Source organism: Kribbella jejuensis (genome assembly GCF_006715085.1).
GTDB classification, from domain to species: domain Bacteria; phylum Actinomycetota; class Actinomycetes; order Propionibacteriales; family Kribbellaceae; genus Kribbella; species Kribbella jejuensis.
Genome location: NZ_VFMM01000001.1, coordinates 2,721,733 through 2,739,045, shown reverse-complemented (window position 1 = coordinate 2,739,045; position 17,313 = coordinate 2,721,733). Strand labels below are relative to the sequence as shown.

Annotated in this window: 18 protein-coding genes; 10 read left to right on the top strand and 8 right to left on the bottom strand. The window is 68.5% G+C overall.

The window, feature by feature from the left end:
- Position 1 precedes the first annotated feature (1 nt).
- Positions 2-1,297 (bottom strand): maleylacetate reductase, encoded by a 1,296-nt coding sequence (locus FB475_RS13490; protein ID WP_141855933.1) that lies wholly within the window; start codon positions 1,295-1,297, stop codon positions 2-4.
- Positions 1,298-1,361: 64 nt separating this feature from the next.
- Here FB475_RS13490 and FB475_RS13485 point away from each other — a divergent pair, with 64 nt between their 5' ends.
- Positions 1,362-2,144: an IclR family transcriptional regulator domain-containing protein gene (locus FB475_RS13485; RefSeq protein ID WP_141855931.1), complete on the top strand. Its 783-nt coding sequence runs from the start codon at positions 1,362-1,364 to the stop codon at positions 2,142-2,144.
- Positions 2,145-2,715: 571 nt separating this feature from the next.
- On the opposite strand, the gene FB475_RS13480 is transcribed toward FB475_RS13485, so the two are convergent.
- Positions 2,716-3,138, bottom strand: a complete 423-nt coding sequence (locus FB475_RS13480) for a VOC family protein (RefSeq protein WP_141855929.1) — start codon at positions 3,136-3,138, stop codon at positions 2,716-2,718.
- Between the two features lie 81 nt (positions 3,139-3,219).
- The gene (locus tag FB475_RS13475) at positions 3,220-4,239 is read right to left on the bottom strand and encodes an SIS domain-containing protein (RefSeq protein WP_141855927.1); all 1,020 of its coding nucleotides are present in this window, start codon (positions 4,237-4,239) and stop codon (positions 3,220-3,222) included.
- A gap of 139 nt (positions 4,240-4,378) precedes the next feature.
- Between FB475_RS13475 and FB475_RS13470 the strand changes: the two genes are divergently transcribed.
- A complete protein-coding gene (locus tag FB475_RS13470) occupies positions 4,379-5,098 on the top strand; it encodes a GntR family transcriptional regulator (RefSeq protein WP_130388014.1) in 720 nt (239 codons plus the stop codon).
- A 216-nt stretch (positions 5,099-5,314) separates the two neighbouring features.
- Entirely contained in the window at positions 5,315-6,340 is a 1,026-nt protein-coding gene (gene fbaA, locus FB475_RS13465; protein WP_141855925.1) for a class II fructose-bisphosphate aldolase, read from the top strand.
- A gap of 95 nt (positions 6,341-6,435) precedes the next feature.
- Here fbaA and FB475_RS13460 read toward each other — a convergent pair whose 3' ends face one another.
- Together FB475_RS13460 and FB475_RS13455 are read right to left on the bottom strand one after the other, a co-directional pair.
- Positions 6,436-7,371, bottom strand: a complete 936-nt coding sequence (locus tag FB475_RS13460; RefSeq protein WP_141855923.1) for a type IV toxin-antitoxin system AbiEi family antitoxin domain-containing protein — start codon at positions 7,369-7,371, stop codon at positions 6,436-6,438.
- 103 nt (positions 7,372-7,474) lie between these two features.
- Positions 7,475-7,924 carry an HNH endonuclease gene (locus FB475_RS13455; protein ID WP_141855921.1) on the bottom strand — a complete coding sequence of 150 codons (450 nt, stop codon included), beginning with the start codon at positions 7,922-7,924 and terminating at the stop codon, positions 7,475-7,477.
- 144 nt (positions 7,925-8,068) lie between these two features.
- Between FB475_RS13455 and FB475_RS13450 the strand changes: the two genes are divergently transcribed.
- The 3 genes from FB475_RS13450 (at position 8,069) to FB475_RS13440 (ending at position 10,636) form a co-directional block, all read left to right on the top strand.
- A complete protein-coding gene (locus FB475_RS13450; RefSeq protein ID WP_141855919.1) occupies positions 8,069-8,476 on the top strand; it encodes a DUF3151 domain-containing protein in 408 nt (135 codons plus the stop codon).
- A 43-nt stretch (positions 8,477-8,519) separates the two neighbouring features.
- Positions 8,520-9,275: a 2-phosphosulfolactate phosphatase gene (locus tag FB475_RS13445; protein ID WP_141855917.1), complete on the top strand. Its 756-nt coding sequence runs from the start codon at positions 8,520-8,522 to the stop codon at positions 9,273-9,275.
- A gap of 155 nt (positions 9,276-9,430) precedes the next feature.
- A complete protein-coding gene (locus FB475_RS13440) occupies positions 9,431-10,636 on the top strand; it encodes an MFS transporter (protein ID WP_141855915.1) in 1,206 nt (401 codons plus the stop codon).
- On the opposite strand, the gene FB475_RS13435 is transcribed toward FB475_RS13440, so the two are convergent.
- Positions 10,623-11,441, bottom strand: a complete 819-nt coding sequence (locus FB475_RS13435; protein ID WP_141855913.1) for a helix-turn-helix transcriptional regulator — start codon at positions 11,439-11,441, stop codon at positions 10,623-10,625. The genes FB475_RS13440 and FB475_RS13435 overlap by 14 nt on opposite strands.
- A 57-nt stretch (positions 11,442-11,498) precedes the next feature.
- Here FB475_RS13435 and FB475_RS13430 point away from each other — a divergent pair, with 57 nt between their 5' ends.
- Positions 11,499-11,984, top strand: coding sequence for a VOC family protein (locus FB475_RS13430; protein ID WP_141855912.1), 486 nt, complete (start codon positions 11,499-11,501; stop codon positions 11,982-11,984).
- A 303-nt stretch (positions 11,985-12,287) separates the two neighbouring features.
- Positions 12,288-13,568 carry an adenylosuccinate synthase gene (locus FB475_RS13425; RefSeq protein WP_141855910.1) on the top strand — a complete coding sequence of 427 codons (1,281 nt, stop codon included), beginning with the start codon at positions 12,288-12,290 and terminating at the stop codon, positions 13,566-13,568.
- A gap of 21 nt (positions 13,569-13,589) precedes the next feature.
- Here FB475_RS13425 and FB475_RS13420 read toward each other — a convergent pair whose 3' ends face one another.
- Positions 13,590-15,452, bottom strand: a complete 1,863-nt coding sequence (locus FB475_RS13420; protein WP_141855908.1) for a serine/threonine-protein kinase — start codon at positions 15,450-15,452, stop codon at positions 13,590-13,592.
- A gap of 102 nt (positions 15,453-15,554) precedes the next feature.
- Here FB475_RS13420 and FB475_RS13415 point away from each other — a divergent pair, with 102 nt between their 5' ends.
- Positions 15,555-15,890 (top strand): DUF1330 domain-containing protein, encoded by a 336-nt coding sequence (locus FB475_RS13415; RefSeq protein WP_141855906.1) that lies wholly within the window; start codon positions 15,555-15,557, stop codon positions 15,888-15,890.
- On the opposite strand, the gene FB475_RS13410 is transcribed toward FB475_RS13415, so the two are convergent.
- Complete coding sequence (locus FB475_RS13410) at positions 15,879-16,580, bottom strand: SDR family oxidoreductase (protein WP_141855904.1); 702 nt, start codon at positions 16,578-16,580, stop codon at positions 15,879-15,881. The genes FB475_RS13415 and FB475_RS13410 overlap by 12 nt on opposite strands.
- A gap of 87 nt (positions 16,581-16,667) precedes the next feature.
- On the opposite strand from FB475_RS13410, the gene FB475_RS13405 reads away from it, so the two are divergent.
- On the top strand, positions 16,668-17,252 hold the full coding sequence (locus tag FB475_RS13405; RefSeq protein ID WP_141855902.1) for a TetR/AcrR family transcriptional regulator: 585 nt from the start codon (positions 16,668-16,670) through the stop codon (positions 17,250-17,252).
- Positions 17,253-17,313 lie beyond the last annotated feature (61 nt).

The window sequence follows — 17,313 nt, the reverse complement described above, 5'->3', positions numbered from 1 at the left end:
CTCAAGGCCGCACCCCGTCCAACGCCCGCCGCAAGATCTCCCGAACCACGTCTTCATCCACCGCCACCGGATTCCCCACCACCGAAAACCCCACCGCAGCCTCATCCGCCTGCGCCTCCGTCAACCCCAACCCCCGCAACCCAACCGCCACCCCAGCCCCCTCAAACAACCCAAACAACTCCCGCGCCAACCCTTCCGCCCCGTCGCCTCCACCCGCGCCAGCCGCGCCACCGGCGCTGCCTGCTCCACCCGCCCGATCCAGCTCGCCTGAGGCCTGTCGTCCTGTCGTGGGCGGAGCGGAATCGCGAAGTGCAGCCGCGAGGCGTGCGGCGCTCTGGGGGACGGCTGGTGCGTTGACGCGTACGACCTGCGGAAGTACTGCTGCATGAGTCTCCGCGTGCGGTAATCCGTAGGTACCACCAAGCAAATGACACAGCTTGTGATGCAACCCTGTACCCGCCGTCGCCAACGCCGACCCCGCCAGACAGGCCCCGTACAAAAGCTTGCCCCGAGCATCCAAGTCCTCAGGCTCCACCAACACCGCCCGCAACCCGGCACTCAACGCCCGCAACCCCTCGACCGCCACCATCTCGGTGATCGGATCAGCCTTCGGCGTCCAAACCGCCTCCACACAATGCGCAATCGCATTAGCCACACTCGCCGCCGTCACCTTCAACGGCAACCCCTGCGACAACACCGGGTCATACACAACCACCCGCGGCAACACCCGCGAATCCACCCCAGTCGTCTTACTCCCACCCGCGGTCTCACCCCACACCGGAGTCATCTCAGACCCCGCATAAGTAGTAGGCACCGCCACAATCACCACCCCACCACCCCCCGCAACGGCCCCACCACCCACACCACCCGCGTAGACCACCCCACCGCCACCACCGGTGCCACCCGTGCTGGCCGCGGGACCCGCGCCGTCGAGCCTGTTGAGTGGCGGGCTTGTCAGGGCTACTGCTTTTGCGAGGCCGATTGCTGAGCCGCCTCCGATGGCGACTATCGCGTCGGCGGTGACGTCGCGTGCTTTGGTGCGGGCGGCGTCGGCTACCTCGGTCGGTACGTGTTGGGTGACTCCGTCGATTCGGCCGGCGAACAGGTCGCCTAACTGCGTCTCCACCGCGTCAGCCGCATCCCGCGCGGAGTTGGTTGCGATGACCAGAACTCGCCGTACGCCGAGAGCTGCAACCTCGTCACCCACCCGTTCGAGGGCGCCTGCCCCGAAGACCACCCGGCCCGGCCAGAACGTGTGCGCGAACGAGCCCGGCGACGGATCGTCTGGACGAGACATCGGCTGCTCCGCTAGGATTTCGCTCAGCGAATAGTTCTTCTTTCAACGAAAAGTAGGCTAGCCGATGCCGGGTGGCGCGTCTACAGGCACGTTCCTCCAGGGACTGGAGCGCGGCCTCGCTGTGATCCGCGCGTTCTCCGCCGAAGCCCGATCGCTGACTCTCAGCGAGGTCGCCCGCGCCGTCGGCATCACCCCCGCGACCGCCCGCCGCATCCTCCTGACCCTGGAGGAGCTCGGATACGTACGCAGCGACAACCGCCGCTTCTCGCTCACCCCACGCGTCCTCGCCCTCGGCTGGGCCTACCTGTCGTCTCTCGACCTCGGCGAACTGGCCGGCCCGTTCATGGAGGAACTGAGCGCGAAGACGCGCGAGTCCTGCTCGATCGCGACCCTCGATCTCCCCGACATCGTGTACGTCGCCCGCGTACCCACGAGCCGCATCATGACGGTCGCCCTGGGCGTCGGCGCGCGCCTGCCGGCGTACCCGACCTCGATGGGCCGCGTCCTCCTCGCCGGCCTTCCCGACGACGAGCTCACGACGTACCTCGACTCCCTCGAAGCCGAACCGCTCACCGACCGCACGACAACCGCCCCCGACGACCTCCGCGCCACCATCGCCAAGGCTCGCGCGGACGGCTACGCCTTGGTCGACCAGGAACTCGAACTCGGCCTCCGCTCGATCGCCGCCCCCATCCACAACTCTCGAGGCCGGGTGATCGCCGCCCTGAACGTCTCCGCCCACGCCTCCCGCTCGACCCCGACGTCCCTCTGCAAAGACGTCCTCCCCCACCTACAAGAAGCCGCCGCCCAAATAACCACCGCCCTAACCCACCGCGGCCACCTCTAACCCCACCCCACGCCGCTGACCCAAGCCGTACCCCCGCGCCGATCCGCCGCGTTGAGTCGCGTTGAGTCGCCGTGCCGAACCGCGGCGCCGAGCCAAGCCGACGAGCCGCGAGGAGCCACCGTGCCGAGCCGAGGCGCGTCGACGAGGCGAGGCGCGACGTCGTGTCGGCTGGGGTCGGGGGGAGGCGGCTCGGGTGGTGCGTGAGGTGGCGCTTCGAGTGGCGGCTGGCGTAGGCGGGACGGTCCGGCGGGTGCACGAGTCGACCGGGAGGTAGGTGCGGTCGGCCTTGAGGCAGGCTCAGTGGATGGGTCGGGGGTGCGGTCGGGGGGATGCGGGTCAGGTTGCGCGTGAGGTTGCGCTTTGAGTGGTGGCTGGCGTGGGCGGGATGGTCCGGCGGGTGCACGGGGTTGGGCGGCACGTAGGTGCGGCCGGTCTTGAGGCGGCCTCGGTGGATGCGTCGGTGGGTGCGCTCGGGGGAGTAGCTGGTTGGGAGCCCGGAGGCTGGGGTGTGCGGTTGCTCGGCGGGTGGGCGTGGGGAGTGTTGCCGCGCGGTGGAGGTCGGGTTTGGTGGCTAGCTTGCGGGGTGGAGTTGTTTGAGGATTTCGGCGTAGTGCGGGTTGGTCATGATGCCCAGGAGGTTGCCGAAGGGGTCGGTTACCGAGGCTGTGCGGAAGCCGGTGTTGTTGCCGCGGTCCACGATGGGTTCGTTGATCGTGGCGCCGAGGTCGAGGAGGCGGGCGAGGGTGGCTTCCAGGTTGTCGACGTGCCAGTACATGATGGCGCCGGCGCCGGTTCCGACCTGGTGGGGTGCGTACTTCGCGTCGATGATTCCCAGTTCGCACTGCAGGTCGCCGAAGCGGAACTCGACATACGCCGGGGCCTCCGCGGTCGGCACCGCGTAGTACGCCTCGGTGTCCAGTAGCTTCTCGTACCAGTCTCGCGCCGCCTTCACGTCGGTGGCGTAGAAGCTGACGGTCGCAAATCCTCGCAACATCGTGGTGGTCCTCTCTCAGGTCGTTCCTGGTTGATGACCACCACGATTCCAGTCAAAGTGCTCACCGAGTGAGCACTTTGTTCAGTCCGTCTGGGTGACCTTGCGGAGGCCGCGCGGGGCGTCCGGGTCGAGGCCCAGCTTGCGGGCCAGGAGTTCGATGGCGCGTTGGGCGGGGATGACCAGTGCGAGCGGGGCCAAGGTCTCGGGGAGGTCCGGGCCGGCGAGGTTCACGTCGCAGCGCGCGGCGAAGGTGGGGTCGCCACCGATGCCGAGGATCTTGCTGCCCTTCTCGCGGACCAGGCCGGCCAGCTCGGTCATGCCAGGCAGTGCGGGGCCTTCGCCGGCGGCGACCAGGATCGTCACCAGGTCGGAGTCGACGACGGCGATCGGCCCGTGCTTGAGGTCGGCGTAGGAGAGACCGCGGACCGGCTGCAGGCAGGTCTCCTCGAGCTTGAGGGCGACCTCGAGCGTCGTGCCGAAGGTTAGTCCGCGGCCGCTCGCGAGTACGTCGTGGGCGCCCGCCAGCAGGTCCGCCGCCGCCTCGACCGAACCGGACAGCATCTTGGTCGCCGCGTCCGGAACCCGGGCGATGTCGGCGTCCAGCGTCCCCGGCCGCGGTGCGAGCGCGTCCACGGCGACCGTGATCGCGGCCAGCTGGGTCGTGTACGTCTTGGTGGCCGGTACGGCGAGTTCCTTGCCGGCCTGCGTGATCAGCGCGACGTCGGCCGTCGACGCCAGCGGGCTGTTGCCGTCGTTCGTGATGCCGACGATCGCGGCGCCGTTCCGCTTCGCCCACTCCGCGGTGTCGACGATCTCCTGGGTCGCGCCGGACTGGCTGACCGCGACGACCAGCGAGTTCGAGAGGTCGAGGTTCGCGCCGTACAGCGTGGCGACCGACGGGGCCGCGAGCGACGCCTGCCGGCCGGCGTGGATCTCGGTCAGGTACCGCCCGTAGACGCCCGCGTTGTCGGACGATCCGCGGGCCACGAAGATCACGTTCCGGCGCCCGGCGGCCAGCCGGGTGATGTCGTGCCGCAGCGGCAGGACGTGCTCGAAGGTCGCGGCCAGGGCGGCCGGCTGCTCGGCGATCTCGGCCGCCATCCGGGTTTCCTGGCTGGGGACAGACACCACTGGGATCACTGGTCCTATCTGGTCTTAACAGGTATGCTGCGCACGATAGCAGTGAGCGGCGCCCCGGGGCACCCCCGAGGCCCGCCCAGGTCTGGAGGATCGAGATTCCATGGTGGCGACGAAGCGGGCCCAGGTCCGATCGGTGCTGGAACGGCTGATCGACGTCGAGCTGCATCCCGGGGACCCGATCCCCTCCGAGCGGGCCCTGGTGGACAAGCTGAACGTCTCCCGGGTGACCGTCCGGCAGGCGATCAGCGACCTGGTCGAGTCCGGTGCGCTGGAGCGGGTGCACGGCAAGGGGACCTTCGTCACCGGACCCCAGGTCGACTCCCAGCTGCACCTCACCTCGTTCTCCCGGGAGATGCGGGCCCGCGGGCTCGAACCCGGGACCGTGGTGCTGTCGGCGAGCGAGATCGAGGCCTCCGACGAGACCGCGAAGGGCCTGCGGGTCGCCAAGGGCACGAAGGTGATCCGGGTCGAGCGGCTCCGGACCGCCGACGCGTCGCCGATGGCCTACGAGGTCGGCTACTACCCGTCCGCGCTCTTCCCCGGCCTGCTCGGCCGTGAGCTCGGCACTCTGTACGACGTCTTCGCGAGTGAGTACGACGTTGTCGTCACCTCCGGCGAGCAGACCGTCCGGGCGGACAACGCCGACGGTCATGTCGCCCGGGTGCTCGGCGTGGCCCGGCGGGCACCCCTGCTGGTCCTCGAGCGCACCACGTTCGCCGGCCGCAAGGTCGTCGAGCTGTCCTGGTCGGCGTACCGCGCCGACCGCTACCGGCTGCACATGGCCCTGACCCCGCGCGGCCCGCGAACCGGGTCCGCCTGACCTGCCCCGCAGCACCGGCCGGTCCGGCGTCTCGGGACGGAAACCCGCAGGCAACGAACTGGATCGGTCCTGTTCACCAACTGGTCTGCATCCCTGCCGATCGCTCCCCGGCCACCGGGCCGGTTCAGCAGGTGGGCCGCCGGATCCGACGAAGTAGCCGGCGGCAATACTGGAGCCGAACCCACAAGAACTGTGTTGTGAGGAGTACCGCGAGACATGCCTATTGCAACCCCTGAGGTCTACGCCGAGATGCTGGACAAGGCCAAGCAGAACCGCTTCGCCTACCCGGCCATCAATGTCAGCTCCTCGCAGACGCTGAACGCCGCGATCCGCGGTTTCGCCGAGGCTGGCTCGGACGGCATCATCCAGGTTTCCACCGGTGGTGCGGAGTACCTGTCCGGTCCGACGATCAAGAACATGGTCTCCGGCGCCGTCGCGCTGGCGGCCTACGCGCACGAGGTCGCCAAGAACTACCCGGTGAACATCGCGCTGCACACCGACCACTGCCCGAAGGACAAGCTGGACGGCTTCGTCCGGCCGCTGCTGGAGATCTCCGCCGAGCGCGTCAAGCGCGGCGAGAACCCGCTGTTCCAGTCGCACATGTGGGACGGCTCCGCGGTGCCGCTGACCGAGAACCTGGAGATCGCCAAGGAGCTGCTGGCCAAGACGGCCGCGGCCAAGATCGTCCTGGAGATCGAGGTCGGCGTGGTCGGTGGCGAGGAGGACGGTGTCGCCAACGAGATCAACGAGAAGCTCTACACCACCGTCGAGGACGGCCTGGCCACGGTCGAGGCGCTCGGCACCGGTGAGAACGGCCGCTATCTGACCGCGCTGACCTTCGGTAACGTGCACGGCGTCTACAAGCCGGGTGCGGTCAAGCTGCGTCCGGAGATCCTGGCCGAGATCCAGGAGCAGGTCGGCGCGAAGCTCGGCAAGGACCGCCCGTTCGACCTGGTCTTCCACGGTGGTTCCGGCTCGACGCTCGAGGAGATCCGGGCCGCGGTCGACAACGGCGTGATCAAGATGAACGTCGACACCGACACGCAGTACGCGTTCACCCGGCCGGCGGCGGCGCACATGTTCACGAACTACGACGGTGTGCTGAAGGTCGACGGCGAGGTCGGCAACAAGAAGGCCTACGACCCGCGGGCGTGGGGCAAGGCGGCCGAAGAGGGCATGGCGAAGCGCGTCGGCGAGGCGTGCGAGAACCTGCGCTCCACCGGTACGTCGCTGAACGCCTGACGTTCCGAACGCTGTTCCGAGCAGGCCCGTCGGGGGAGGTTTCCCTGGGCGGGCCTGCTTCGTGTCTCGGGTGTGCATGGGATGACTCCTTGTCGTCAGCGCACGCGGGCCTGGTTGAAGTGCCGGATTCCGGTGCGACGGGCTGCTCGGCTGAACGTGGTTCGGATGCGGTCGGCCACGGTCGCCGGGTCGTCGAGATCGGTCCAGGAGATCCAGCAGTGCTCCACGGGATGGGGGCCCTCGAAGACCGGTGGGTCCTCGGTGGAGGGCTCGATTTCCTCGCTGTAGAAGGGGAAACGCGGCTCGAACTCGACCACCGTGCGCTCGTCGGGGAACCACAGTGCCTCGGCCGCGACGTCGTCGGGATCCGGTTGATCGAGGTCGGGTGGCGGGTGCGGGCTGGGCGCAGGAAGGCCTGCGGTCGCGAGGATCTGGCGCAGACGGGACTCGGCGATCGAGGCCGCGCCGGTGAGCTGCTCGATTACGTCGAGGGCGCGCTTGTTGCCGTGGTCGAGCAATGTGATCGCCTGCTTGAGTGCGCGTCGATCGACGATGCCGGTGTAGAGCGCGGCGTCGGCGAGGACGACCGCGGGCATGGGTGGTGCGGTCGCGGCCACCTCGGCGATCGCGCGGGCGGGGGAGACCATCCGCAGCGTGTTCCACAGCTGGAGCCCTGGACCGACTGGATCGCGGATGTGGCGGTGCACGCCGCGCAGCCGGCCGGATCGTCCGTCGGGCGCTGTCACATGCACCCGGGTCAGGTCGAGACCCCAGACCGGCAACGCATGCAGGGCCGCGGCGGACTGGTGGCTGGCGAACACATTAGGCCCGCTCGCTCGCAGCACCCGGTAGGTCCGCCGAAGGTGCAGCACCTCGTCGGTCACCAGCATCAGCGACCGCTGGGCGGCATACGTCCCCCGCCGGATCCGGCGCCAGCGCCCGGACCCGAGAAACGAGTCGATATCAACGTCGGCGTACCCGCAGGCACGCGCGTCGGCCCGGGTGAACACTCCACCCCGAATCGACGCCATCACAGCAAGCTGAGGATTCATGCCCTAGAACTTGCCGCGATTCGGCCGTCCCGGAGCCGCCGATTTCAGATCTGTGGAGAACTCCGGGCATAAAAAATGCCCGTCATCTGTCGATGACGAGCTCGGCGCGGGTTGGTACCCAGGGTTGCCAGAGGAGGGGCATGTTGGCTTCGGCGGGAGTCCGGTTGCCTTTGCGTTCGTTGCAGGAGGCATGGGCGGCTACCGCGTTCAGCCACTCGGTGCGGCCGCCTCTGGACCTGGGTTGGACGTGGTCCATGGTGTCGGCGTTGTCGAGGCCGCAGTACGCGCAGCGGAACTTGTCGCGGCGCAGGACGCCGTGCTTGCTGTACTTCATCCGGCCGGCCGCGTAGCGCCAATGGGTGACGACGTAGCGGACCAGGCGGAGCACGCGAGGGACCGGGAACGGGCCGATGGTTCGCTCTCCGTGCGCCTCTTCGACCACCGCGACCTCACGAACCAGCATCCGGATGGCGTGCTGGATCGAGACGGTGTGCAGCGGTTCGTACGACGCGTTCAGGACGATGACGCTCATCCGGTGCCTCCTTCCGGCCGTAGCTGGGAACCACGGCGGTTTGACGCAGGGTCTCAAGCATCCGTGGCCGCCGGGTGAACGGTCAACGGATTTCGTCAGACGGTCACGTGCCGGTACGGCTGCGTGATCGGCGAAGATGTGCTTATGGAATTGAACAATCTGCTCTCCGGTCCACCCGAGACACTACTACCGGTCGACCCGGCCGCGGCGGAACTCGCCGACGGGGCCGCTCCGGCGGACGTCGCCGCCAAGTACCCGACGTCCTCGCTGGCCTGGGCGGTGCTTGCCGAGGGCGCCCTCGCGGACGGCCGGACCATCGAGGGGTACGCCTACGCGCGGACCGGCTACCACCGTGCGCTCGACCTGCTCCGGCGCAACGGCTGGAAGGGTCATGGCCCGGTCCCGTGGGAGCACGAGCCGAACCGCGGCTTCCTCCGCGCGCTGGCCGCGCTCGGCAAGGCGGCCGCGCTGATCGACGAGAAGGACGAGGCCGAGCGGTGCGCCACGTTCTTGCGCGACAGCTCGCCGACGGCCGCCGACGTACTGAGCTGAAACCCGCTTGTGGGGCTGGTTTCCCGGCGCGAAGATCTGCCGGGTGACCAGCCCATACGCACAGGCCGGATTCGGTGTCGGGTTCGACTGGGGTCCGGTCGGCGCCGAGGTGGTTGCCGGTGACATCGTCGCGGTCGTCGACGTGCTGTCGTTCACGACTGCCGTGACTGTCGCGGTGGATCGCGGCATCGACGTATACCCGTACCGGTGGCGCGACGAGACCGCGGTCGCGTATGCCGAAGAGTACGGCGCGACGCTGGCGGTCGGGCGCTCCGCGGCTGGGCCGGGAGAGGTGAGCTTGTCGCCGGCATCGATCCGCAGCGTGACCGGAATCACCAGGCTCGTGCTGCCGTCACCCAACGGCTCGACGATCGCGAAGCAGCTGAGCGACAGCGGCGCCACGGTGATCGCGGTGTCACTGCGTAACCGGCGGGCTGCCGCGGACTGGGTCCGCAACCAGATACGCGGTGGAGACGGTGGCAGGCGGCCGAAGGTCGTTGCGATCGCCGCCGGCGAACGCTGGCGGGACGGCTCGTTGCGTCCCGCCGTCGAGGATCTGTGGGGTGCCGGCGGCTTCCTCAGCGCGCTGCGCAGCGACGATCTCTCCCCGGAGGCGCGGGCGGCAGTGGCGGCGTACGAAGCGGTCGCGGACGAACTGCCGAAATACCTCCACGAGTGCGCCGGCGGTCGGGAGATCACCCAGTACGGCTTCCAAGACGACGTTGTGATCGCAGCCGAGGTGGACGCGAGCGATGTGGTGCCGGTGCTCGTTGACGGTAGACTGTTCCGGTCAACCTGAAGCACTCGAAGTTTCTGCCCGTTGACAGTGCCGGCAGGCGGCGTGCGTCCCCGCTTCTTGCCGAACATGGACGGTTCTAGGCGGACGGACAGACCGGCGAAGCAGGACGCCCACGGTCGGGTCCCCCGCCCCATCGGGCAGCGGAAGGTCACACCGTGCCGGCTCTCACCGGACGGATCGGCGCGCCCAGCAACGCCTACACAGCGGTACTGCGGACTCCTGGCGCGTGGAAGTTCTACTTCGCGGCGGCCCCGGCCAAGATCGGGATCGCGATGACGGGCCTCGGCATCGTCTGGCTCGTCCACGGATCGACCGGCTCGTACGCAGCCGCGGGCACCGTCACCGGCGGGTTTGCTGTGGCGGAGGCCGTCGCCGGGCCACAGGTCGCACGGCTGATCGACCGTTTCGGTCAGACCCGCATGCTGCCCGTCACCCTGCTCACGCACGCCATGATGATGGCGCTGCTGATCGTCCTCACTGTCTCCAACGCGTCCCTGTGGTCACTCGTGGCGGCAGCTGTGCTCGCAGGAGGATCACTGCCTCAGCTGGGTGCACAGACAGGAGCTCGCTGGGCATATGCGCTCCGAGAGAATCCACTGCTGTCCTCAGCGTTCGCCCTGGAAGCCCTTAGCGTCGGTGTCGCGTTCATGGTCGGTCCCGGCCTCGTAGGCATCGTCAGCTCGTCCACTAGTCCTGCAGCAGGCTCACTGCTCGCTACAGGTCTACTTCTGGCCGGCGGCTTCCTGCTTGCGGTGCAACGAGGTACGGCGCCACCGCCGACGGCACCCGGTCAACACGGTGGCTCGAAACGACTGCTGCACAAGCGATTCGTCGGCCTGGTCGGTACGAACATCGGCATCGGTCTGTTCTTCGGCAGCATGCAGGTGTCCGTCACAGCCTTCGCGGTCTCCAGGGGTACGCCGGGACTCGCCGGGCCGCTGTACAGCATCACCAGCCTGGTGAGTCTGATCGCGGGATTCGCCTACGGGGCAAGGCGTTGGCGGACGGCTCCGGAGACACAGTTCGTGATCGCGTTCATCTGGTTGGCTGTGAGCTGCGTGCCACTGATCGCCGTACACACGCCACTGACCGCCGCGCTCGCACTGACGCTCCCGGGCTTGGCGATCGCGCCGTTCCAGACATTGTCCGCCGTGCTGACCGAGTCGGCGGTCGACTCCGCTGTACTGACGCAGGCCTTCACCTGGCTCAACTCGGGCGGCGCGGCAGGTATCGCGCTCGGCTCGGCGTTCGCCGGGTGGATCGTCGACGGGCACAGCGCCCAGTACGGCTTCCTGGTCGCGCTCGCTGCCGCAACGACTGCGCTGGCGATGGCCGTGACGGTGAAGGTCAGCGGTAGGTGACCTGGCGCTCGGCCGCGGCGCGCGCTGCGTACTCGGCCGGGGTCAGCCCGATCTGCTGTTTGAATTCCTTCGAGAAGTGCGCCTGGTCGAAGTAGCCGAGTGCCGCGGACAGCTCCGCGAGCTCGGTGACTTCGCCCTGCGCCAGCAGCTCCGCGCCGTCGTGCAACCGGTACCGGCGCAGCACCCACTTCGGACCGACGCCGACGTACCGCCGGAACAACCGCTGCAGCGTCCGGATCGGTACGCCGAAACGCTCGGTGATCTCGTCGACGCGGGCAACCGAACGGTCCGCCGCCATCGTCGACACGATCTCGCGGACCAGCTCGTACGACGGGTCCGGCGGAGCGAGGTGGTCACGCAGGAACGCCTCGAACACCGCGCGCCGCCGGACGTCGGACTCGGCCTCGAACATCAGGTCCGCGAGCCGGTCGCCGTCGGGAAAGACCGCGGTCAACGGCAGCACCTCGTCCCGGAACGAGCCGACGTCCAGCCCGGTGATCGCCCCGAACCCACCGGCCCAGAACTTCACCCCGAACGCCCGGCCCCGCCCCACGAGCTCCCGGGAGAACTTCCGCGTGCAGACGCCGTTCACGAACGCGCCACCCGGCTGCTCGAACGTCACGTTCACGGCCGGGAACGGCAGCACCTCCGCGGTGTACGGCTCGTCGAGGTCCCATTCGACGATCCAGTACCACTCCACGAAGCGGGCCGCCTGCGGCCCGGGCGCGAGCCGGTTGAGCGAGCGGTGCCGGGCCTGCTCCCGTGGATGCAGGATGCCCTTCTCACTGTCGGGGGAGTGGGTCAACGCGGGCTGTCGCTTTCTTACAAGACCCCCGCGGGGGCCGTCGGATTGACTAAGGGCATGACGACGAACACGGTAAACCCCATCCCCGACGGTTATCACTCGCTGACCCCGTTCATCGCCGTCGCGGACGGCCCGAAGGCGATCGACTTCTACACGTCGGTATTCGGCGCCGAGGTGATCAGCCGGCAGGACCTGCCGGACGGCCGGGTCGCGCATGCCGAGCTCAAGTTCGGCAACTCGCTGCTGCAGCTGAGCGACGAGATGCCGCAGATCGGGCTCCGGGCGCCGACCGGCGAATGGGTGCACTCGTCGCTGGTGCACTACGTGCCGGACGTGGACAAGACCTATGCGAAGGCGATCGAGGCCGGCGCGACGTCGGTGGAGGCGGTGCAGACCTTCCTGACCGGCGACCGGTTCGGCACTGTGATCGACCCGTTCGGGCACCGCTGGGCGATCATGACGCGGGTCGACGACGTCTCCCGCGAGGAGGCCGAGCGGCGGATCAACGAGTGGCTCGCCTCGGGTGCGGCAGGCGTGGAATAGCCCGGACATGAGGAAGCGGCCCGCCGGAACCGTCCCCTGCGGCAGTTTCGGCGGGCCGCTGACTAAGAGTGTGCACGTGATCACGCAAAATGGCAACCCGTCAATTGATGAAACAGTGACTTGAAACGGTCGCTGGAGATTTCTGGACAGGCCCGAAACGCTCGCGCCACGGTCCGGTAAGCTTTGGTCGCAAGAGCCTGGATGCATCGCCGGATGAACGTTCGGTGAATGTCTCCGGGCTTCACCGTTTCCAGCACCGACCGCCACGGGGTGTGAAGTTGGTGCGTGAAGAGGAGGGCTGAGATGCCCGCAATCGTGCTCGTCGGCGCCCAGTGGGGCGATGAGGGCAAAGGCAAGGCGACCGATCTGCTCGGCAACACGGGCGAGGTCATCGACTACGTGGTCAAGTTCAACGGCGGCAACAACGCCGGCCACACGGTCGTGATCGGATCCGAGAAGTACGCGCTGCACCTGCTCCCGAGCGGGATCCTCACACCGGGTGTCACCCCGGTGATCGGCAACGGGGTCGTGGTCGACCTCAGCGTGCTGTTCCAGGAGCTCGACGCGCTGCAGGCGCGCGGTGTGGACACGTCGCGGCTGGTCGTGAGCGCCAACGCCCACGTGATCCCGCCGTACAACCGGACCCTCGACAAGGTCACCGAGCGGTTCCTCGGCAGCCGCAAGATCGGTACGACGGGGCGCGGGATCGGCCCGACGTACGCCGACAAGATGAACCGGGTCGGCATCCGGATCCAGGACCTGTACGACGAGAAGATCCTCGAGCAGAAGGTCACCGGTGCGCTGGAGCAGAAGAACCAGCTGCTGGTGAAGGTGTACAACCGGCGCGCGGTCGAGATCCGTGAGGTCCTCGACGAGCTGCTCGGGTACGCGGACCGGCTGCGGCCGATGGTCGCGGACACCGGCCTGCTGCTGAACCAGGCCCTCGACGAGGGCAAGACCGTGCTGATGGAAGCGGGCCAGGCGACGCTGCTGGACGTCGACCACGGCACGTACCCGTTCGTCACCTCGTCGAACGCGATCTCCGCCGGTGCCTGCACCGGGACCGGTATCCCGCCGACCCGGATCGACCGGGTGATGGCGGTCGTGAAGGCGTACACGACGCGCGTCGGCGAGGGCCCGTTCCCGACCGAGCTGCTGGATGCGGACGGCGAATGGCTGCGCACCCAGGGCGCGGAGTTCGGCGTCACCACCGGGCGCCCGCGGCGTTGTGGTTGGTACGACTCGGTGATCGCCCGGTACGCCGCCCGCGTGAACGGTGTCTCGGACTTCGTGCTGACCAAGCTGGACACCCTCACCGGCCGCGAGCGGATCCCGGTCTGCGTCGCGTACGACGTGAACGGCGTCCGGCATGACGAGATGCCGATGACCCAGACCGATTTCCACCACGCGGTCCCGGTCTACGAGGAGTTCGACGGCTGGTCGGACGACATCACCGGCTGCCGTTCCTTCGACGACCTGCCGAAGGAGGCGCAGACCTACGTGCGCGCGGTCGAGTCGCTGAGCGGTGCGCGGATCTCCGCGATCGGCGTCGGCCCGGAACGCAGCCAGATCGTCCAGCTCTGACCCCGGCGGACCTCCCTGTCGTCAGTTGCCGACGACGGGGAGGTCCCGGATGAACGGCGCGTGCCGCAGGTCGCCGATGGTCGGGCGCTGAATGTTCGGCGTCTCGATCGGCTGCCGGGCCCAGCCAGCGCCGCCGCCCTGCGTCGCCCGGAAGAACAGGATCCCGCCGATCACCAGCAGGACCACCGCGACGAGTGCGGACACCCAGTGTGCGCGGAAGGTGTTCCGTGCGGTGATGTGCGCACCCCGGCGTAGCGAGCTGCCGCCAGGGCCCCACCAGCTGCAGAACAGGGCAGTCAGGGCCGCCGTACCGAAGCCGACCGCGGACAGGGGCTGCCAGTCGAGGCCGTAGGTCGACGCGGCGATGCCTGTGACGACTCCGCCGACCACAACTGCTGTGAGCAGCGGCAGGATCAAGCAGGGCACTGTGATGAGGGCGGCCGTAGCCAGCTGCACCGGGCTGGCTGCTGCCGCCACCAGACCGTCCGACTTTCCGGAGCGGCCGCGGAGTTGCCGGCGTCGCATGAGCGCGGTGCTGGAACGGTCCACTGTCCGGGCGAGTACGAGCAGGATGATCGCGACGGCCGTACCGAAGCCAGGTGTGAACGCGACGAGTCCGGTCAGCAGCAGCATGAAGCCGACGATGACGGCCGTACGACGTCCTGTGGGCGGAGCCTTGACGGGCTGCTGGACCGGCTGGTGGACGGGTTGCTGGACCGGTGGCTGAGCGCGCTGCACAGGCGCCGGCAGCGGCGGAGACGGCTGCTGATACGGCGCCGGAACGTAGGGGTTCGCCACGAAGGGCTCGGCCGGGTACGGCGTTTGCCCGTAAGGCGGCGGCGGTTGCGGCTTCTTCGCCGTGGCCTCCCGCAGTTTGTCGCGGATCGGCGCGAACGCCGACAGCGGCGGGATCACCGGCGGTACCAGTTCGGCGACCTGAGTCGGGGTGGGCCCTTCGTCGACCGCAGGCTCCTCCGTCGGCATCACCTTCGTCAGCAGCCTGGTCGGCGGTACGGCGGCCAGCGTCGGCATCTCACGCGGCGGGAGAGCGTCGCGGCCCTCGGCGTACCGGCTGAGGCCCGTCATGATCTCGTCCTGCGTCGGGCGGTCGGCCTTGTCGGGAGACAGCGCGGCTGCGAGCAGTGGCTTCAGCCGTGGGTCCAGACCGTCCAGGTCGGCCTGACCGGAGTGCACGCGGGCCAGCACCGCCTCGAACGGGCCCTTGCCGAAGGGACGGCGTCCGGTCGCAGCGAACGCCACGGTGGCGGCCCAGCCCCACCAGTCGGCGGACTCCGACACCATCTCGCCCTCGATGAGCTCCGGCGCCAGGTAGCCCGGCGTACCGATCACGAGGCCTGTCTGCGTCAGCCGCAGGTCGTCGGCGGCCTGGGCGATACCGAAGTCGATCATCACCGGCTTGCCGTTGCACATCATCACGTTGCCGGGCTTGAGGTCGCGGTGGATCACCCCGGCCGCGTGGATCGCCTGCAGTGACTCCGCGAGACAGCCGGCGAGTGGGAGCCACTTACGGGGAGTCAGTGGCCCGCGCTCGTCGACCTGCTCGTCCAGTGGGCGACCGGGGACGAAGCGGGTGACCAGATACGGCTGGTCGGCCTCCAGATCGTGGTCGAGAATGCCTGCCACACCAGGGTGATTGACCTTCTGCAACGTGGTTGCTTCACGCTGCAACCGGGCGCGGGCGATCGGGTCGTGGGCGACGTGCGGCCGCAGTACCTTGAGTGCGACCTCCTGGTGCTCGGGTCCCTCGGCCAGGTAGACGACGCCCATGCCGCCCTGCCCGAGCCGCCGGATCAACCGGTACGGCCCGACCCGCTCTTCCACCTCCTCTTCATGGGTGGAAGGCGGTCCCCCTGTGACTGACATGCCATCTACGGTACGTCCCCGGCAGACCAAGCAATCCCGATGACCTCAGAGGTAATCGTCTGTATTCACGGAGTCCCCGATGCTGGAGCCATGGGACAGAGAATGAAGGCTTACGCGATCGCCTACCTGCGCAACGTCCGGATGGGCACCGAGATCGTCGAGTACCTCGAACGCATCGACGAGACGCTCGCGCCTTTCGACGGCCACTTCATCGTGCACGGCGCGAGCCCCGAGCCGATCGAGGGCGAGTGGGAGGGGGCACCGATCGTGATCGAGTTCCCCGACTACGACCACCTCCGGGACTGGTACGAGTCGCCGGACTACCGGGAGATCCTGCCGCTGCGGACCGAGAACTCCGACGGCGTCGTGATCTTCGTCGAGGGCGTCGACCGGACCCACAAGGCCACCGATGTGCTGGTCGACGCGTCAGCCCACTAGCTCCGGGTAGAGGGCGGTCAGGTCGCCGGAGAGCGCGGCCTTGGCGCCGCGGGCCGTGTCGTCGGCGAGGACCTCGTACGCTCCGGTCTCGATGCCGTCGAGCGCGGCCTTGGCGATGTCCTCGGGGCGGGACTTCGGTGCGGTCACCGCGGTCGTCATGTCGGTGTCGACGTAGCCCATGTGCAGGCCGGTGACACCGATGCCGCGGTTCAGCAGTTCGAGGCGGATCGCGTTGGTCTGCAGCCAGAACGCGGCCTTGGTCGCGGAGTAGGCGCCGTGCCGGCCGATCCAGGACAGCGCCGAGTGCGCGTTCAGGATGTGGCCGCCGCCGTTGCGCTCGATGATCGGGACGAACGCCCGCGTAAGCTGCAGCGGGCCGAAGAAGTTCGCGTCGAAGACCGCGCGGACGTCGTCGATCGAGCTGTCCAGGTAGCTGTCCGGCGAGTTGGCGCCCGCGTTGTTGATCAGCACCGTGACGTCCGGCGCGGCCTCGGCGAGGGCGTCGATCGACGCCTGGTCGGTGACCTCGAGCGGCAGCGGTACGACCCGCGGGTCGTCGCTCGGCTTCGGGCTGCGGGCGGTGGCGTACACCTTCGCGACGCCCCGGGTGAGCAGTTCGTCGACGATCGCCTTGCCGATGCCGCGCTGCCCGCCGGTGACCAGGACGACGGCGCCTTCGAGTGTGGTCATGCAAACTCCTCAGTAGAAACCGATCTGTTTCCGCTACCGTAAACCGATCGGTTTCTCTTTTCAAATCCAGCCGGTACCCTCGATGCCATGAGCACTTCCGCGACTCCCCGTGAGCGGCTTCTGGACGCCGCGGGCGAACTCTTCTACCGCGACGGCGTCAACATCGGAGTGGACGCGCTCTGCAAGGCGGCCGGGGTGTCGAAGAAGTCGATGTACCAGCTGTTCCGGTCGAAGGACGAGCTGATCGCGGAGAGCCTGGCGAGCCGCGGCCCGGCGTACCAGACGACGCTGCAGCCGGGCGCGGAGGACGAGCGGTCGCCGCGGGAGCGGATCCTGACCGTGTTCGAGCGCCAGGACGAGATGGTTGTTGAGGGCAACTACCTTGGCTGTCCGCTCGTGAGTACCGCGGTCGAGCTGAAGAACCCGGAACACCCGGGGTCGGTGGTCGCGCGGCACTTCAAGCAGCAGCTCACCGACTTCTTCCACCGCGAACTGGTGAAGGCCGGCGCCGAGGACCCGGCCACGCTCGCCGTCCAGTTGACGATGATCTTCGACGGCGCCAGCGCTCGCGCCGTCGTCCGCGCCCAACCCCTCGGCGGCATCGGCGCGGCGACGGCCGCCGCCCTGATGGACGCAGCCGGCGTCCGCGCCGAGGAGCTCGCCCTGAACTAAGGGGCCGTTTGTTCCACAGGAATGGGACAACGGGGCGTTCTGTTCCAGTGGAGTTCCGGTA

What these genes read in the sequence shown, in the direction of transcription:
- FB475_RS13460 (WP_141855923.1), bottom strand. Translation starts at nt 7,371, where the DNA reads ATGGCGTCGATTCGGGGTGGAGTGTTCACCCGGGCCGACGCGCGTGCC.
- FB475_RS13410 (WP_141855904.1), bottom strand. Translation starts at nt 16,580, where the DNA reads ATGACCACACTCGAAGGCGCCGTCGTCCTGGTCACCGGCGGGCAGCGC.
- FB475_RS13485 (WP_141855931.1), top strand. Translation starts at nt 1,362, where the DNA reads ATGCCGGGTGGCGCGTCTACAGGCACGTTCCTCCAGGGACTGGAGCGC.
- FB475_RS13450 (WP_141855919.1), top strand. Translation starts at nt 8,069, where the DNA reads ATGGAATTGAACAATCTGCTCTCCGGTCCACCCGAGACACTACTACCG.
- FB475_RS13425 (WP_141855910.1), top strand. Translation starts at nt 12,288, where the DNA reads ATGCCCGCAATCGTGCTCGTCGGCGCCCAGTGGGGCGATGAGGGCAAA.
- FB475_RS13405 (WP_141855902.1), top strand. Translation starts at nt 16,668, where the DNA reads ATGAGCACTTCCGCGACTCCCCGTGAGCGGCTTCTGGACGCCGCGGGC.
- FB475_RS13430 (WP_141855912.1), top strand. Translation starts at nt 11,499, where the DNA reads ATGACGACGAACACGGTAAACCCCATCCCCGACGGTTATCACTCGCTG.
- FB475_RS13475 (WP_141855927.1), bottom strand. Translation starts at nt 4,239, where the DNA reads ATGGCGGCCGAGATCGCCGAGCAGCCGGCCGCCCTGGCCGCGACCTTC.
- FB475_RS13455 (WP_141855921.1), bottom strand. Translation starts at nt 7,924, where the DNA reads ATGAGCGTCATCGTCCTGAACGCGTCGTACGAACCGCTGCACACCGTC.
- FB475_RS13420 (WP_141855908.1), bottom strand. Translation starts at nt 15,452, where the DNA reads ATGTCAGTCACAGGGGGACCGCCTTCCACCCATGAAGAGGAGGTGGAA.
- FB475_RS13415 (WP_141855906.1), top strand. Translation starts at nt 15,555, where the DNA reads ATGAAGGCTTACGCGATCGCCTACCTGCGCAACGTCCGGATGGGCACC.
- FB475_RS13490 (WP_141855933.1), bottom strand. Translation starts at nt 1,297, where the DNA reads ATGTCTCGTCCAGACGATCCGTCGCCGGGCTCGTTCGCGCACACGTTC.
- FB475_RS13470 (WP_130388014.1), top strand. Translation starts at nt 4,379, where the DNA reads ATGGTGGCGACGAAGCGGGCCCAGGTCCGATCGGTGCTGGAACGGCTG.
- fbaA (WP_141855925.1), top strand. Translation starts at nt 5,315, where the DNA reads ATGCCTATTGCAACCCCTGAGGTCTACGCCGAGATGCTGGACAAGGCC.
- FB475_RS13480 (WP_141855929.1), bottom strand. Translation starts at nt 3,138, where the DNA reads ATGTTGCGAGGATTTGCGACCGTCAGCTTCTACGCCACCGACGTGAAG.